Genomic DNA, 16,109 nt, shown 5'->3' with positions numbered 1-16,109 from the left:
GCAAAGTAGCAATAATGTCTAATTATATAAGATTTCATCAATCTTTATAGGGGTTTTTTAACAAAGTCGCATCTATTAGGTAAAGAGTTTACATTTTTACAAATGCAATACGAAGGACTTATCGATAACTATTTGAATGGCAATCTTTCCATAAACGAAAGAAAACGTCTGGAAAATTGGGTAATGAAGAACCCAGAGCATCTTAAAATTTTTAAGAAGCGGGTTCGCTCTCATTCCTTTGTGATTCCTATGAATTTTGATTCTGACAAAGCTTTTGAAAAATTCTACACTAAGCTTCAGTTGAAAAAACGCCAGCGTAGGCGAAGATTCCGGATAATCTCAATTGCTGCAAGTTTAACTGTCTTAATCGCTTTAGGCTTTCTCTACCAAAAATCAGAAATTATAATAGCTAAGAAAAATAGTCTAAGCAGCACTAAACAAGCTAACGAAAGCCTAAAACACATACAAATTACTCTGCCAGATGGGAGCCAGCAATTGATTGATAAAAAATCCACTATGAGTCTTACAACCGAAATTGGCGAAGTAGTGGCAAACAGAACGGATAATGTGTTGACCTTTGGCGATGCAAAAAGGGGTTCTGCAGACACGTCCATCACCCGGATAGACATTCCCTACGGAGAAAAATTTAAACTTAAATTATCTGACGGCACTTTGGTTTGGCTGAATTCCGGAACGAGCTTGAAGTTTCCACAAACCTTTGGTTTAAAGGCCAAAACGAGAACAGTGGAAGTTATAGGTGAAGCTTATTTTGAAGTTGCAAAAGACAGAGAAAAGCCTTTTATAGTCCATAGCCCCAGTGTTGACATAAAGGTTCTGGGGACCCGCTTCAATATTACTTCCTATCCCAATGATTCTAAAGCAGAAACCACGCTTATGGAAGGGGAAGTAAATGTTTATAAGTCTTCTGAAGAAAAAAATCCTTTAAAACTAAGGCCAAATCAACAGGCCGTTTTCAGTAAAACTGAGAAAAGCCTTAAAATAAACAAAGTTTTAGCAAGCGACTTTAATTCCTGGATAGACAACATCCTGATTGTAGATGGTTTGTCTTTTTTAGAATTGAAAAAGAAATTAGAACGCCGGTATAATGTCACGATTGTTTGTGAAATCGAGACTTTACTGAACAACCGTTACAGGGGAAAATTTGAAGATGAATCCCTTGCCGAAACCCTAAAAACTATTGCTTTAAGCTCTGATTTTGATTTTGAAATCAAAGGAAAGCAGGTAAGAATTTTTGATAAAAAGAACTGATAAAAACCAGCAACCAATAATTAAAATTTAGTATTAATTTAAAAACTCGTTATGATGAAAGATTACACTAAAAATGAGGAAATGAACAAAAATTCATCTTCCTATCGATCGACGGTAAATGCAATGTTTACACTTGCCTTGTCGGTTTTTATGGCAATGCAAAGTTTTGCAAATTCAAAACTACAGCAAAACTTATCTGTTGATTATAAAGATGCGTCACTTCTTGATGTCCTCAACGACATGAAGACCAAATCTAAATTCAATTTTTTTTACAACGTAGATGAGATTGAAGAAGGTAAAAAAATAAGTGTTAAAGCCGATAATCTTGCTTTTGAAGAGGTCCTGAAAGAGATCGGTAAAAAAGCTAATTTTGATTATGCTTTTAATGGCGAGCAGGTTGTTCTGACAGCTGCCGTGAGTCCAGTTGTCGTGACCGAAGATGTGATTCAGGACAGACAAGTGACGGGTACAGTTGTAGACCAGGATGGCAACCCGCTTCCCGGCGCCAATGTTATAGTGAAAGGCACCAGCACTGGTGCTCAAACTGACTTTGATGGTATGTTTTCTATTCAGGTCCCTGAAGATCAAAATACCTTAGTCGTTTCTTATGTTGGTTTTAAAAATGTTGAGGTAAACGTTGAAGGAAAATCTAGTGTCGAAGTTCAATTAACTCCAGACGCTGGTCAGTTGGACGCTGTTGTGGTTGTAGGGACAAGAGGTAAACCAAGAACTTCCTTTGACTCACCGGTAGCTGTAGATAACTTTAAGACCAAAGAGTTACAAAAAACAGGAAAAACTACGGTGGATCAGCAATTGATGCTACGCGTTCCTTCCTACACAGCCACAGAGCAACCTGTATCTGATGCTGCAGCCCACTTTAGCCCCGCGGGTTTAAGAGGTTTGTTTCCAAGTAGAACTCTAGTTCTGGTCAACGGAAAACGTAAAAATGCCAGTGCCCTAGTTTACAGTTATGTAACCCCAGGTCGTGGTGAAGTTGGTGTAGATATGAAAGCCATCCCTTCTGCAGCATTGGAAAATGTTGAAGTTTTGAGAGATGGTGCCGCTGCACAGTATGGTTCTGATGCGATTGCTGGTGTGATTAACCTGGTGATGAAAGAAAAAGTAGACCCGTTTATTAATAACAGCTTTAGTACCACCACACGAGGTGACGGTGAGCAGTATCAACTGGAGTCTGGTTTCGGAGTGGATATAGGTCAGGATGGTTATGCCAATTTCACCTTAAGTCACATGGATTCTAAAGCCACACAACGTGCTGGAGAAATTACAAGCCTGGAAGATGAAGCAGGTTATTGGGGAATTCCTAACAGCAATTACAGTTTAAATGATTTGAGCAGCTTTTTAGATAGAAATCCTGGTGCAGGTTTCCAGGTAGGACTGCCAAATATGACCATTACTAATTTCGCCTACAACCTTGGCTTTACCCTGGACGAGGAAACAAGTACAGAAATTTATTCTTTTGGTACCTTAACCGATAGAGAAGGTTCTGCTCCTCAATTTGCTAGGGTTCCATATTGGGTCCCAGGATTTCAAGCGATTTATCCAGATCAGGATTTCTTCCTGGCTAAAATGGCTCCACAGATTAGAGACCATACGTTTTCTTTAGGATTAAGAACTACACACAACGAATGGAATTTTGACCTGAGTTCTACTTTAGGTAAAAATAGAATTGACTATTATATAGAAGATTCGTTTAACCAGTCTTTTGCCGGAGCGAGTCCTTCAGATTTTTATAATGGTGCACACCAGTTTAGTCATGTCGTTAATAATTTGGACGTCAACAGAACCTTTTACGATGCTGGGCTGGAAGCCTTATCTGTTGCTTTTGGTGTAGAACACAGAACAGAGCGTTTCGTAACCGAAGAAGGTGAGTTTGCTTCTTACGGAGATGGAGAATCTCCAAATGCACAAGGGGGCAGAACAGGATCTGAGTCTTTTGGTGGCTTTAGCCCCGAAAATGCCTCTGACGATTACAGATCAAATATTGGGTTTTATACAGATATCACTGCCGACTTTACCGAAGATTTCCTTGTAAGCGGTGCTTTGAGGTATGAAAACTATAGTGATTTTGGTTCTAATGTAAGCTGGAAGCTAGCGTCTCGTTATAAAACTTTAGACGATAAGCTTGTGTTTAGAGGATCTGTAAGTAGTGGGTTTAGGGCACCATCTCTTCACCAGGTCTATTATACAGCGACAACAACTACTCTGACGACAAACGGTGTTCAGCAAAATGGTATTTTAGATAATGGAAATCCTGCTTTAAGAGCTTTAGGTATTCCTGAGCTGGATGCAGAAACCTCTTTCAATTTAAGTGCAGGTTTGACGTATAGAATTAGTCAAAATTCAGGAATCACCATAGATGCTTATCAAATAGACGTTGATGACAGAATCGTGCTTTCCGGACAGGTCACTGCTACAGGAGACCCTAATAGTCCAATTGACCAAACCCTAAATAGTGTAGGTGTTGGTTCTGCCGGATTCTTTCTGAATGCGATAAATACAAGAACACAGGGGATAGATATTGTATATAGTTACAATAATATTGAGTTGGGTAGAGGTTTCCTTGGTGGTAGTATAGCTGCCAATTTCAATAAAACCGAAGTACAAAGCACCAATTTCCCTAGTTTTATAGAAAATAATAACTTGGGAGATGCACTCTTTTCTAGAGAAGATGTGTCCAGAGTGGAGACCTGGAGACCGAGAGAAAAAATTGTAGCTACAGCCAATTATGAAATCGGTAAATTTACAAGTACCTTATCATTGATGTATTATGGTGACGTTACATACAGACATCCAGGTAATCCTGCAGATGATGCTACTTATGGTGGTAAAACTCTTACTGACCTAAGTTTTAATTATGCGTTTACAGATAAAATTAATTTTACTCTAGGCGTAAATAATTTGTTTGATGTGTTTCCTGACACCTTCGCCGAAGCTTACGCTGGGAGAGGCGGACACCCACAGGACAGAAACTTAGACTTTGTTGGAAGATTCAAGTACCCATGGCAAACGACTCAGTTTGGTATTGATGGCACGCGCGTTTTCTCTCAGCTAAACATTAGCTTCTAGAGTTAAATCAAATTCAATTTAATTCACCTCTGCCTCCACTGGCAGGGGTTTTTTTTGTGGTTTTATATCTTCTGAATTTGATAAGATGAAGTAAAATGCCTGTAGGTAATTAGCTTAATTATTTATATCAACGTTTTAATCAGATCCAATAATTGAATACATTTCTAAAAGGAATTCAATTATTGGATCTGATTAGTCTATTTGATAATCTTTTAAATGTTTAAGTCTTAAAATAGACAGCGTTTCTATCCAATTGAACCATCTATAACTTATCAACCCTTTAACCTTGGATTAATAGCCGAATACAATTCATCGCCTATACAGTTCACATTGAATTCTCTTTTTAAACAAATCCATGACCTTAAAGATCTTCCCAACCAAATAGTTTGTAACTAATCAAACTATTTTGGGCATTTAAAATTAAAATTTTACTTCACGCCAACCTGCCTTCGTGTAACTTCAGTAGACAGGATGCGCAAAAAAAAACTCAAAGTCAAGCAAATTATTAATAATAATCATCACTATATAAATTCGCGTCCTTTGCGAAAAGCTTAGCGGACTTAGCGTGAAAATATATACAAAATACTGATAGTGTATTATTTACATCTAATAGCTGTATATCTTTTTGATACTAATGAGTTACAATAATTTACTAATTAACCACTGATTATCAGTTTTTAGAAAAATAGTTGAATTAAAAATGAACCACATCTTCAATTGTTTCGTAAATAAACTGAGGCCGATAATGGTCATTTAATATTAAATTATAAACCATGAAAAAGATTAAAATTTTTGCGATTTTAGCACTAGTATTGGCAGCCCCACTATTTATTGCTGCCGATCACGTTGACGCACCAGGCGTAGCAGGATCTTCTGCAGACATTGCCGATTTCTATGCGTTTGAACCCGCAACAGATTCAGATAACACGGTTTTTATCGTAGATGTTCAGTCCAATGTGTTACCAGACTTAACTTATGGTGCATTTGACGAGGATGTGATGATAGAGATTATCATAGATCTAGATGGTGACTTGGTAGAAGATCAGGTTATACAAGCTATTCCAAGAGATGGAACTATGTATTTCTTTGGGCCATTTAACCCATCATCAACAGGTCTTTCTAGTCAGGTAGCCTTTGAAAATGCCTTAGGCTCTGTGGAAATTTCTGGTACAACCGCTATCACAATCACTACAGATAATGGGGTTTCCTTATTTGCAGGTCCAAGACAAGATGCTTTCTTCTTTGACTTTGTAAGATTTAATGAAGTCCTGGCTCCATCTTCTTCAGATCACTCTGGCTTTAATGTTCCTGGATCTGATACTTTTGATGGATCCAATACCTTATCTATAGCCTTGGAAGTGCCAAACGCTTTACTTGGAAGCCCAAGTGCACAAAATGTCTTAGGAGTACCTGTGTATAAGACCTGGGTAACTACAAACAGAAAACAATAATAAATCGAATTCAAAAAACATAAATTATGAAATTATACACTATAAAATTTTTATTTACAGCAGTGTTTGCCAGCTTAGTATTAGTTTGATGTAGTGACGATGACAATGTTATAAATCCTGAACCAACAGAAGATTTTAGCGGAACTTATGAACAGGTTGACCATATGGGCAGACCGGGAATCAATACAGTTCTAAGCGCAGATGCAGATATTAAAAACACGCATAATGTCACTATTCCTTCTAGGATGCAATCAACTTTTCAAGCAGATTTTGAAGCACAATTAGAAGGCCTGCACGATGCGTATGCTGTTGCCTTAGGCTTTACCGCAGAAGATGTAGATTATCAACCAAACATTTTGGGAGATATTCTTAATGGTCCAGAACCAACATCAGAATCTAATCCTAATCCTGTGTCAGCTACAGTTTTAACAACTGTATTAGCTAACGATGTATTGGAAGTTGCACCAAACGCACCAACCAAATATTTTGATGCTGGAAGTGGAGCTCCAGAATTTGACGGAGCCATAGGATTTACAGGAAGAAGACTTCAGGATGATGTGATAGATGTTTCACTTATTCTTCTGTTTGGTGGAGAAACTGGAGCCAGATTTAATGGTCAGGACGGCTTTCCACAATTAGTTACCGATGGAGTTGATCTTACTGCAGATATTTCTACCAGCTTTCCTTATATTGGAGCTCCAGAATAAATTATTTTAATCTTACAAAAAGCCCTGTTTCAAGGGCTTTTTTGTTTCAAATTTCATCAATATGAAAATGAATCTACTTTTAGTGTTTAGCTTTTTAGTGATCATAAGTTGTAAAGAATCAACTTCTGAGCAAGAAAGTCAGATAACGAGCCCTGAAGATTATAACAACTATTTAGCTGTTCAAAAAGCACGCACCACCTCTCCTTATTTTGAGCTTTGGAATTCAAAAATAACATCAGACAGTGTTGAATTGCCAAGTTTTTCTGCTGTAGCAGGGCAATATGCTATTTTTTAAATCTACTGGTCACATTGAATACCTCAAAAAGGCAGAGCAATCCCTTGAAAAAGCTGTAGAAATTGCCAACATAGACAAAGAAAAATATTATAGATCTTTAGCCAGAAACTATATTTCTCAGCATAGATTTAAAGAGGCTTTAGTGTATGCCGATTCAGCTGCTGTTTTATCTAGAAACATTCCAGCAACACAGCATTTACTCTTCGATGTGCATATGGAATTGGGAAATTATACCAAGGCAGACAGCATTAAAAAGCGTTTCGCAGATCCAGAGGATTTCGATTACATAATCAGAGCTGCCAAATGGAATGATTACGTTGGAAAGCTGGACATGACTCTTATGTACATGGAAAAAGCAAAGGAAAAAGCAGAAGCCAGTAACAATAGATCAAAGCTTCTATGGGTGTATTCCAACTTAGCAGATTATTATGGTCATGACGGAAGGATTCAAGACAGTTATGAACACTATTTAAAGACCTTGGAAATAGACAGCTCCAATGCCTATGCTAAGAAGGGAATGGCATGGATAGCCTTTTCCAATGACAAGACTAGTGATGAAGCAAATCGAATACTTGATTCTGTCTTAACAGCTCACGAATCTCCAGATTATTATTTGCTGAAAGCTGAAATAGCAGAGTTTGAAAATGATAAAACAGCTAAAAAAGAGGCCATGGATTCGTTCTGGAATTTAGCAAACATTCCCGCTTATGGAAGTATGTACAACACCTATAAGATTGAGGTGCTGGCAGAAGATCCCGCCACTCAAAAAGAAGCCTTGGCTTTGGCTGAACAAGAATTGAAAAACAGAGCAACTCCAGAGACTTACCATTTACTTGCTCTGGCTCATTTAGTCAATGGTCATAACAAAAAAGCTTTGGAAATAATCAACACGCATGTGGCTGATAAAACCTTTGAACCTACTGCCCTTCTCACTATGGCCAGAGTTTATAAGGCGAATAGGATGCCCGATAAAGTTGAAGATTTAAAAGAAGAGTTATTAGAAGCTGGCTATGAGATGGGACCTGTCAAATTAAGAGAAATTCGTACCCTTTAGATTTAGGTGGTTGATTTGTGTTTGATAGGATTTTGATATTGCTGACTACTGCCTTTCGATGTATTTAAAGGAGGTTTGAAGGAATTTTATTGTCGTTGATTTTATTTGATTCTAAGAGCAAATATTCAAATCCGGCACGCCTCTAAATAAAAAACCCCTGGTTTACAGGGGTTTAAGTAGTAATTTTGTGACCTCGGCAGGATTCGTTTATTTGTATCACATTTTATTTATAAAACAATATAATTAAAATATTTAATTCATAATTAACTGTATTTTAATTAGTTATAAAGTAATTTTGAAAATCAGATCCAAATCAGAAAATATAAATTAAATTTGGGCACGCCTCAGGGCACGCCTCTAAGCACGCCTCTGATCGTTTTTAATCAAACAGTTATTTAAACTCATCATATGGCAAATTCAAGATTCAGCATCAAAAAAAATAAATCTGGGACAGGCACAATTAAGCTCATTTTCAATTTTGGAAAACATAGAAAAATCGAATACTACACCCCTTATAAAGTACTGGATGTAAAAAATTGGGATAAAAGTAATAACAAGATTAAAGTAGGCAAGGAAGAAGGTGCTGCATCCACAAATGATAAACTTAAATTACTGGAAAGTGCAGCAGACAAGTTAATTTCAAAACATATCAATGAAGGAGTTGAGCTAACTAAGGAATTGATAAAATCCAAAATGGAAAGCGTCATCACTGAAAGAGAGGTAGATATTGATGAGATTAAAACCAAAGAGAAGAACCAGGACTTTATTAAATACTTTGAGTGGTACCTGGATTTTTACAGGCAGCATCCTCGACCAAAAACAAAAAAACCATACAACAAAGGCACACTCAAAACACTAAGAAATACCAAAGAGCTTCTGGAGCGTTTTCAAAAAAATAAAAAGCGGTTGACGTTTGATGATATCACTCTCAGTTTTCACCAAAAACTATTGAGCTATATGAGTGAGAATGACTATAGCATGAACTATAAAGGCACCATTATCAAAAATATAAAAGCGGTCATGCACGACGCCTTCGAAAGAGACTTCCATAGAAGCCTGGATTACACCAAATCAGCTTTTACCAAACCGACTGAAGAAGTTGAAAATGTCTATCTCACAGAAGAAGAAATAAAGAAAATTGCTGAAGTCGACTTAAATAAAGTAATGAAAAACAAGGACAATGCTTATTTTGATAAGAATATTAAAAAACCCAGCCTTGACTACCTGGAACGCTGCATAGACTTTTTTCTCATTGGCTGTCACACTGGCTTAAGAGTGTCAGACCTACTTGAACTTAATCAAAGTAATATCTTGACTTTTGAAGAGGCTGGACAAACCATGACAGCAATAGCCATTAAAAATAAAAAAACAGGGAAAAGAGTTGAGATTCCAATAAAGAAGGAACTCCAGGACATCTTAAAAAAGTACGATAATAATTTCCCTTCAAAAGTATCCGACGCCAAGGTTAATCTTTATATCAAACCTATATGCAAAGCTGCAGGCCTGAATGAGCCCGTTGAAATGAAAATAACTGAAGGTGGGAAAACTTTGGTCACCTCTGTTCAAAAATACGATAGAGTGTCCAACCATACGGCAAGACGAAGCTTTTGCACCAACGCCTACAACGCAGGAATGCAGCCCACAGATATCATGACTATATCTGGACACACGACGGAAAAATCATTTTTCACCTACATCAAATCCACCAGCAGAGAACGCTTTAGTAAAATTAAAGGCCATGCTTTTTTTCAATAAATAAGCTTAAACTCAGATTTACTGAAGCCATTTAGTCAGGTTTTATTCATATTCCCAAGAGAAAGTAAAAATTATATATATTTGAGTATATATTGATTCGACATAATTTAAAAAAAACGCAAACATCAAGAATAAATGAACATAAAAGAGCATATTGAAGAAAGGCTTTGGAATTTTATCAAAAAAAATTACAACTCAGAGAATTATACAAATGCGATTCTAGATTCAATACAGTTTTTGGGTGATTTGATAAGAGATAAATCAGGATTAGAAAGTGATGGTCAAGTTTTAATCGGAAGTGCTTTTGGTGGAGTAAATCAAAAAATTAAGATGAATAAGCTTAAAACCGAATCTGAAAAAAATATACAAAAAGGCACAGAAAGCATTTTAAGAGGTATTTATTCTGCATATAGAAATCCTCGTAGTCATTCGAAAACTGAAGACAGTGAAGAAAATGCTGTTGAAATAATAATATTTATCAATCATTTATTAAAACAGTTAGATAAATCTAAAGGTAAATTCACACCTGAATTATTCTTAGAAAGAGTATTCGATGAAGATTTCGTTCAGACTCAATTATATTCAGATATTATAGTAAAAGAAATTCCTGAACAAAAGTTTTTTGAAATTGCAATAGAAATCTTTAGACAAAAAAATAATGGAAAAATCAATAATATTAAACTTGTTTGGGATAGTTTAAACAAAGGCTTATCAGAGGAAGAGAAAAAGGAATTATTAGACATTGCATCTGAAGAGTTACGTTATACAGATTCGTTGGACACAGTAACAAAATGCATAGCCCTTTTTAAGAATAAATGGACAGAATTAGATACTGATTCAAGACTTCGTGCTGAAAATAAGTTAATAAAGAGTATTGAATATTCGGAAAAAGATATATTTGGTAGAATAAACCAATTCGGAAAAGCTTCTGCTTGGATAATTCCCATTATAAATACAACGATTCTAAAACCAAGTATAGCAAAAAGCGTTTATAATTCTTTAAACTCAAGAGTTGATGATAGACAACGTTATGTTTTAGACGTATTTCATTCTTATTTTGAAGATTTAGATAAATCTCTAACTGAAGATTCATTTAATAATGTCCTTAAAAAAGAACTTAAAAATGGAAATTCAATAATTTTTAATTTTATAACACTTCATTACGATGAAAAAGGTCAATTGGAATTTAAAAACTTAATTGACAATTTTGTTGATAGGGATGATGACGAATTACCATTTTAAAAAACTATTCACAAACGAGTAGCCAGCTCTGCCTGTAAATGAAGGAGTACGCCTCTCACTCCACTGTACGTAAAGTTCTCGTATACGTAGGTTCGCACTCATCTTCCCAATCGCTCTTCACACCAATTGGAACTATTCCATAATTTTTTAATTAGGCTACATAATTTCTTGCGAATTGTCACTCAATAATTTAAATCAATGCTCCTGATCAAATTTCAGAAAGAATTGCGTTCTATTATTCGCCAGCTGACCAGGAAGGCGGCTATTTTGACCTCTTCTGAATTCACCACCAAGCCAAGCCCACCTTTGGCTATGTAAACCTCCTCAGGCAATAACATCTTCATTACTCTGATGCTTGTTAGATCTACTACTTCGGTTTTCATTATAAAGAAATGTTTTAGACATCAAAATGATGTGCTCATCCAACCTTATAAACTCATACCCGATTCCTGTTGGTCAGTACAAAAGTTTGTAGTCGGTATTTGCTCCCTATTCAGTCACAAATAATCTTTAGTCCAAACTTCACAATTGGTAACCTTGCAGTTTACTAATAGTTCAAGGCTTCATCTCTACCTATAAAGGACTTGCACCCTCCAGATTAATAATATATTTTCGATATAATTAAAGATGCTCATGCAGGGTACACACACTGTATATGTTTTATGGCCAAAAGTCTTACATAATCGAAAATTATGGTATGTTTATAAAATAAAATCTAACTAAATCATTTGAGCTTGTTTGCACGCCACAAACACATATAAAAGAATGTTAGACGTAACACTAGCAATAGTTAAAATATTACAAATCAATAAGGATATAATTAGATATGAGTAGTTACTTTTTCCTAGAAGCAGAAAAAAAAGCAAAAAATGCAAGTCTAATAGATGCTTTAAAAGACTATTCAGAGTCAAATCAAACTTTGGTGTATGTATTAGACAGGCCTTTGACTGACCAAAAATATTCTTATAAATATTCTGATGCCTTAATAGTCCTTTCTTCTAAAAAGAAAATCACCATTATTGATTATGGAAATAATAAAAATAAATACAAAGATTTTGTTGAAGATATTATAGAAGACATTGGTTCCATTTCAGATAAATATTTATATAAGGATGTTGTAGGCAGACCACGTATTTGGAGAAAATCATTATTAGAAACTGATTTGTCAATTAATGAAATTGGTGACATAAACCAGTTATTTGACAGTATATCATTAAGCGATGAAGCTGACAATAAAAAACTTGATTTACTAATTTCACTTTTTATTGGTAGCATCAATAATATTGACCGTGTAAAAGAAGAAGTTCCTACCACAACACTTGATAAAGTAAAACAAAAAATACAATTATTTGACGGCGATCAAACCCGATTTATATATCAAAATCCAGATAAAAAGAAAATTAGAATTCAAGGTTTGTCAGGAACAGGAAAGACCGAATTACTTCTACACAAACTAAAAGATTTATATATAAATGACTCAAAATCAAAGATATTTCTTACTTGCCATAATAAGATATTAGCCAATAATTTACAGAAACGAATTCCAGATTTTTTCAACTTTATGAAAGTTGAGCAACAAATTGAATGGAATAGTAGATTATGGTGCACCAATGCTTGGGGTTCAAATTCCTACCCTAATTCAGGAGCATATCGCTTTCTATGTGCTTTTTACAAAATACCTTTTTATAAATACTCTTATCAAATGTCGTTCAGTAAAGCGTGTCAACTAGCTATTAATGACATTAAAGAAAAATATTCTGATGGGATCCCACCCGCATTAACTTATATGTTTATTGATGAAAGCCAAGATTTTGATGATGCTTTCTTTGAATTATGTGATTTAGTAACAGAAAAAAATATTTATATCGCAGGAGACATATTCCAAAGCATATTTGATGAAAATATCTCAAGTACAATTGAACCAGATTTCTTACTTGGCAAATGTTATCGAACAGACCCTAAGACTTTAATGTTTGCTCACGGACTTGGGATGGGACTATTTGAAAAAACCAAATTAAGATGGTTAGAAGAAAAAGAATGGAAAGATTGTGGCTATAATGTAGAAATTAAGGATTCTAAATACCACTTAAGTAGAGAACCACTAAAGCGATTTGAAGATTTAGATGAAAATTTTGAGAGTCTTCGGATTGTAGAAATAGAAAGAAATTTTTCAGATACAGTAATCCAAACAATCACAGAAATAGTTAAAGAAAATGAAACGGTAAAACCAGAAGATATTGGTATTATACTTTTGGACAGTACACGTGATATTTATGAGTTAGCTGACATAGTGGAAGTGAAAATTCAAAAGGAATTTGGATGGAATGTGAATAAAGCATATGAAACAAAGGAAAAGCAACCTGACACTTTATTAATAAGCAATAGAAATAATGTTAAGGGACTTGAATTTCCCTTTGTGATATGTGTAACTAAGAGAATAACAGATAGTCCGAGTTATAGAAACTCTCTTTATACAATGCTTACTAGGTCATTTATTAAATCCTATTTTGTCACTCAACCTAGTCATAAATCAGGTATAACGGAGGATATGTATGAGGGATTAAAGCACATAGTTTCTCACAAAGAAATGGTTATCCAAGAGCCTTCTAAAAAGGAAAAAGAAACTATTCAAACTAGATTTAAATATAGTCTTAAAAAATTATCTCACTTTGATTTGATGATGGAAATATTTAAAGAATTAAAAGTCGATAAAAAGTATCAAGACACTCTTATGCAAGCCACTCAACAAATGGATATGATAGAAAGTGACCAAAGCACATTAAAAGAATTTGTAAAAGATAATCTAAAATACATTAAGGGTAAATAGATGAAATTAATAGAGCGTGAGATTTTCCCTTTCAAAGAAAATGAATTCTTTTACCCAATAAGAGATAAAGTTGACTATGCTAAAATAATTATCTATGCAACAAGGTACTTATTACTAAATATCCCAACGGACGATTTAGACTGTAACTCAAAAATGAAATTATGTATTGACAAAATGAGTAGAATATTTTTTTATAAAGAGAAAAAATATTTTAGTGTATCCTTTCCATTCTCTGTTCAAACAGATGGAGAGGAAATAACTGATATAAGCACATTAACAGGAAAATCAATCAATAGTAAGTCTATTTCAAGTGTGATATCCATAATTGAAGATTCTAAATTCAAGTTAAACCCATCATTGACAGACTACTATATAGAATCTGACACAGCAGAAACTGTTGGAGTAATGATTTTAGAAGAAATATTTCAATCCGAACCAGCCTATATTAGATATGACAATGACCCAGTAAATGAAAATGGTAAATTACATCCTTTAAATCATTTGGACATTAATTACTCATCGTATGGCACATACAAAATTGGATTAGAAAAAGAAATCGAAACAGTTTCTTTTGATGATTTTTTAAATATAAAAACAGATTGTTCCTTTTTAAAATAAATACTACCTTCAATCGAGTAGACGGCTCCGCAAGTAACTGACGGAGTGCGCCTCTCACAGCACTTTATTTACGTGTCTCGTATATGGCAATTCACAATCCATCTCTCCAATCGCTCTTCACACCAATTGGAACTACTCCATAATTTTTTAATTAGGCTACATATTTTAATTTTACCGTTGCAAAATCAGCAACAGCCTTCAAAATAACCCGTGCTGGATTAGCAGCTATTATTTGATTTGATAATTGTCTTACAGTTACCAAGTAATTGTAAAACAGTTTTTCCCGATTGGTTTACGGTTGGTCTGGCAATTGATTCACAATTCCACCCCACGATTCATCATACGATTCGTTGGCGGTTCTTTTTTTAATACATCTTATATAAATCCTTTGTTTTCAGTATTTAAACAAATGTATCCCTTGAAACCGTTAGGTTTAGTTCACCGTTGATTTTTGTATTACATCTTTTCGGATCGTTTGTTTTCAGTGTTTTAACATGTATAACTCAAAATCGCTACGGTTGGTTTTAAGGTTGTAGTATTATAAGAAAATCGCTGGATCAACGGTTATTTTATTCACCCTTAAAAATCATCAACGGTTACAGCAACGGCTCTCTTAAATAACCGTTGAAAAGCCCTTGCTTTTCAAATTAGTAGTCAATCTCTAGTTCCTTATACTCCACTTTATCCAAAATATCTTTGACATCACTGTTCTTTTTGGGATGGAATAAATCCTGACTGACTGGATAATACTCCTGTTGATTTTCATCGTAATCTTTTTTTATAATCCCTTCAATCTCGTCCTGGTCCAAATCATCTTTCAACCAATCTTTTTCCTGACCTAAAGATAACATCAGAGGCTGGAGATTCTTTTTATTGTGGATTTTAGCAAATAAAGGTGAGGCTCCTTTGGCGAGAATGGCGAAGGAGACTTTGTTTTCTATACGGGTGTATATTCCTACAAGAGATTAAAAGCCTTTATTCTTTGGTTTAAATACAAATGGAAACTTAGTTCTTTTATGATCGTGAGGTTCAAAAAAAGCGGAAACTGGTACGATACAACGTTTTGTATAGATAGATTGTTTGTACAGAAAATGATCAAAAGCTTTTCTGACCTGGCATTGATACCACCACCAAACTTCGCTGCTTCTTTGTAATAATCCTTCAACCCCCCTACTTTCTTACTTTCTGTAGCTATTCCCCAGGTGGCGGCAGCCAAAACACTAGGCTTTTCCTGCGGGATAATCAACATCCGAGAATGAGTAAACCCTATGATATGATGGCTTGACTGATCAAACAAGTCTCTCTTACTCTCATCACTAAGTTTGACTTTACACTACTCCTTAAACTTTTGACATATTGGATTTAATTTTTTCTACGTAAATAACTAAAAAACACTTAATAATAATCACTTTGGATATAATTGATTTTAAGTTTAATTAGTAAGGAGATATAGATCTAAAAAACCTATAATATTTAATTAAGCCAAGTATAGACTTTTATAGTCTTGAATATATTTATTCAACCTTTGAAATTGAGTTTTAGAGCCTTTGAATTTTATCGTTTTTTTAAAACTTAAAAAACCGTACTCATCTAAAAACTGACCAACCGAAGAATTAAGGAACGATGATGACAAAGACATGTCAGAATCTATTTCTAAAACAATATATTGACCATTTCTAAAGGCTTCTTTTAAATGATTGAACAAAACAGCACCCTCATCTACAGAGCCAGCATTGCTAACTAGGTTTCTTAAAATCATAGTTTTCATAAGAAAAAAATTTAAATGTGGAGTCACTTTTTTTTT

The 16,109-nt window shown here is 34.7% G+C and carries 14 protein-coding genes; 10 read left to right on the top strand and 4 right to left on the bottom strand.

The genetic code is table 11. The features are described 5' to 3' along the window. Positions 1–102: 102 nt before the first annotated feature. The 8 genes from LB450_RS05040 (at position 103) to LB450_RS05010 (ending at position 10,860) form a co-directional block, all read left to right on the top strand. Positions 103–1,269 carry a FecR family protein gene (locus LB450_RS05040; RefSeq protein ID WP_224486766.1) on the top strand — a complete coding sequence of 389 codons (1,167 nt, stop codon included), beginning with the start codon at positions 103–105 and terminating at the stop codon, positions 1,267–1,269. Positions 1,270–1,323: 54 nt separating this feature from the next. Continuing rightward, positions 1,324–4,356 (top strand): TonB-dependent receptor, encoded by a 3,033-nt coding sequence (locus tag LB450_RS05035; RefSeq protein ID WP_224486765.1) that lies wholly within the window; start codon positions 1,324–1,326, stop codon positions 4,354–4,356. Between the two features lie 773 nt (positions 4,357–5,129). Continuing rightward, positions 5,130–5,807 (top strand): DUF4331 domain-containing protein, encoded by a 678-nt coding sequence (locus LB450_RS13700; protein ID WP_262902901.1) that lies wholly within the window; start codon positions 5,130–5,132, stop codon positions 5,805–5,807. Positions 5,808–5,917: 110 nt separating this feature from the next. After that, entirely contained in the window at positions 5,918–6,514 is a 597-nt protein-coding gene (locus LB450_RS13695) for a DUF4331 family protein (RefSeq protein WP_322962743.1), read from the top strand. 61 nt (positions 6,515–6,575) lie between these two features. After that, entirely contained in the window at positions 6,576–6,809 is a 234-nt protein-coding gene (locus LB450_RS05025; RefSeq protein ID WP_224486764.1) for a hypothetical protein, read from the top strand. Next, the gene (locus tag LB450_RS05020) at positions 6,796–7,863 is read left to right on the top strand and encodes a tetratricopeptide repeat protein (protein WP_224486763.1); all 1,068 of its coding nucleotides are present in this window, start codon (positions 6,796–6,798) and stop codon (positions 7,861–7,863) included. Before LB450_RS05025 ends, LB450_RS05020 begins: the two co-directional genes overlap by 14 nt. Positions 7,864–8,271: 408 nt before the next feature. Then, the gene (locus tag LB450_RS05015) at positions 8,272–9,618 is read left to right on the top strand and encodes a tyrosine-type recombinase/integrase (RefSeq protein WP_224486762.1); all 1,347 of its coding nucleotides are present in this window, start codon (positions 8,272–8,274) and stop codon (positions 9,616–9,618) included. 135 nt (positions 9,619–9,753) lie between these two features. Beyond that, positions 9,754–10,860 carry a TIGR02391 family protein gene (locus LB450_RS05010; protein WP_224486761.1) on the top strand — a complete coding sequence of 369 codons (1,107 nt, stop codon included), beginning with the start codon at positions 9,754–9,756 and terminating at the stop codon, positions 10,858–10,860. 215 nt (positions 10,861–11,075) lie between these two features. Here the strand turns inward: LB450_RS05010 and LB450_RS05005 are convergent, their stop codons facing one another. Continuing rightward, complete coding sequence (locus LB450_RS05005) at positions 11,076–11,243, bottom strand: hypothetical protein (RefSeq protein WP_224486760.1); 168 nt, start codon at positions 11,241–11,243, stop codon at positions 11,076–11,078. Positions 11,244–11,686: 443 nt separating this feature from the next. Here LB450_RS05005 and LB450_RS05000 point away from each other — a divergent pair, with 443 nt between their 5' ends. Further along, on the top strand, positions 11,687–13,687 hold the full coding sequence (locus LB450_RS05000) for a DEAD/DEAH box helicase (protein ID WP_224486759.1): 2,001 nt from the start codon (positions 11,687–11,689) through the stop codon (positions 13,685–13,687). Then, positions 13,688–14,305 carry a hypothetical protein gene (locus LB450_RS04995; RefSeq protein WP_224486758.1) on the top strand — a complete coding sequence of 206 codons (618 nt, stop codon included), beginning with the start codon at positions 13,688–13,690 and terminating at the stop codon, positions 14,303–14,305. A 647-nt stretch (positions 14,306–14,952) separates the two neighbouring features. Here the strand turns inward: LB450_RS04995 and LB450_RS13965 are convergent. The 3 genes from LB450_RS13965 to LB450_RS04980 form a co-directional block, all read right to left on the bottom strand. Beyond that, positions 14,953–15,222 carry a hypothetical protein gene (locus LB450_RS13965; RefSeq protein WP_456095402.1) on the bottom strand — a complete coding sequence of 90 codons (270 nt, stop codon included), beginning with the start codon at positions 15,220–15,222 and terminating at the stop codon, positions 14,953–14,955. 38 nt (positions 15,223–15,260) lie between these two features. Beyond that, entirely contained in the window at positions 15,261–15,554 is a 294-nt protein-coding gene (locus tag LB450_RS13750) for a hypothetical protein (protein ID WP_322962747.1), read from the bottom strand. Between the two features lie 228 nt (positions 15,555–15,782). Continuing rightward, positions 15,783–16,073 (bottom strand): STAS-like domain-containing protein, encoded by a 291-nt coding sequence (locus LB450_RS04980; RefSeq protein WP_224486756.1) that lies wholly within the window; start codon positions 16,071–16,073, stop codon positions 15,783–15,785. Between the last annotated feature and the right edge of the window lie 36 nt (positions 16,074–16,109).

This window comes from Psychroflexus curvus, assembly GCF_020164585.1.
Classification (GTDB): domain Bacteria; phylum Bacteroidota; class Bacteroidia; order Flavobacteriales; family Flavobacteriaceae; genus Psychroflexus; species Psychroflexus curvus.
Note: the sequence above shows the minus strand (reverse complement) of the source record. Positions and strands in the feature narration are given on the sequence as shown.

Excerpts from the sequence above, each read along its gene's own strand:
- LB450_RS05040 (WP_224486766.1), top strand. The coding sequence starts at position 103 with ATGCAATACGAAGGACTTATCGATAACTATTTGAATGGCAATCTTTCC.
- LB450_RS05035 (WP_224486765.1), top strand. The coding sequence starts at position 1,324 with ATGAAAGATTACACTAAAAATGAGGAAATGAACAAAAATTCATCTTCC.
- LB450_RS13700 (WP_262902901.1), top strand. The coding sequence starts at position 5,130 with ATGAAAAAGATTAAAATTTTTGCGATTTTAGCACTAGTATTGGCAGCC.
- LB450_RS05025 (WP_224486764.1), top strand. The coding sequence starts at position 6,576 with ATGAAAATGAATCTACTTTTAGTGTTTAGCTTTTTAGTGATCATAAGT.
- LB450_RS05020 (WP_224486763.1), top strand. The coding sequence starts at position 6,796 with ATGCTATTTTTTAAATCTACTGGTCACATTGAATACCTCAAAAAGGCA.
- LB450_RS05015 (WP_224486762.1), top strand. The coding sequence starts at position 8,272 with ATGGCAAATTCAAGATTCAGCATCAAAAAAAATAAATCTGGGACAGGC.
- LB450_RS05010 (WP_224486761.1), top strand. The coding sequence starts at position 9,754 with ATGAACATAAAAGAGCATATTGAAGAAAGGCTTTGGAATTTTATCAAA.
- LB450_RS05005 (WP_224486760.1), bottom strand. The coding sequence starts at position 11,243 with ATGAAAACCGAAGTAGTAGATCTAACAAGCATCAGAGTAATGAAGATG.
- LB450_RS05000 (WP_224486759.1), top strand. The coding sequence starts at position 11,687 with ATGAGTAGTTACTTTTTCCTAGAAGCAGAAAAAAAAGCAAAAAATGCA.
- LB450_RS04995 (WP_224486758.1), top strand. The coding sequence starts at position 13,688 with ATGAAATTAATAGAGCGTGAGATTTTCCCTTTCAAAGAAAATGAATTC.
- LB450_RS13750 (WP_322962747.1), bottom strand. The coding sequence starts at position 15,554 with ATGTTGATTATCCCGCAGGAAAAGCCTAGTGTTTTGGCTGCCGCCACC.
- LB450_RS04980 (WP_224486756.1), bottom strand. The coding sequence starts at position 16,073 with ATGAAAACTATGATTTTAAGAAACCTAGTTAGCAATGCTGGCTCTGTA.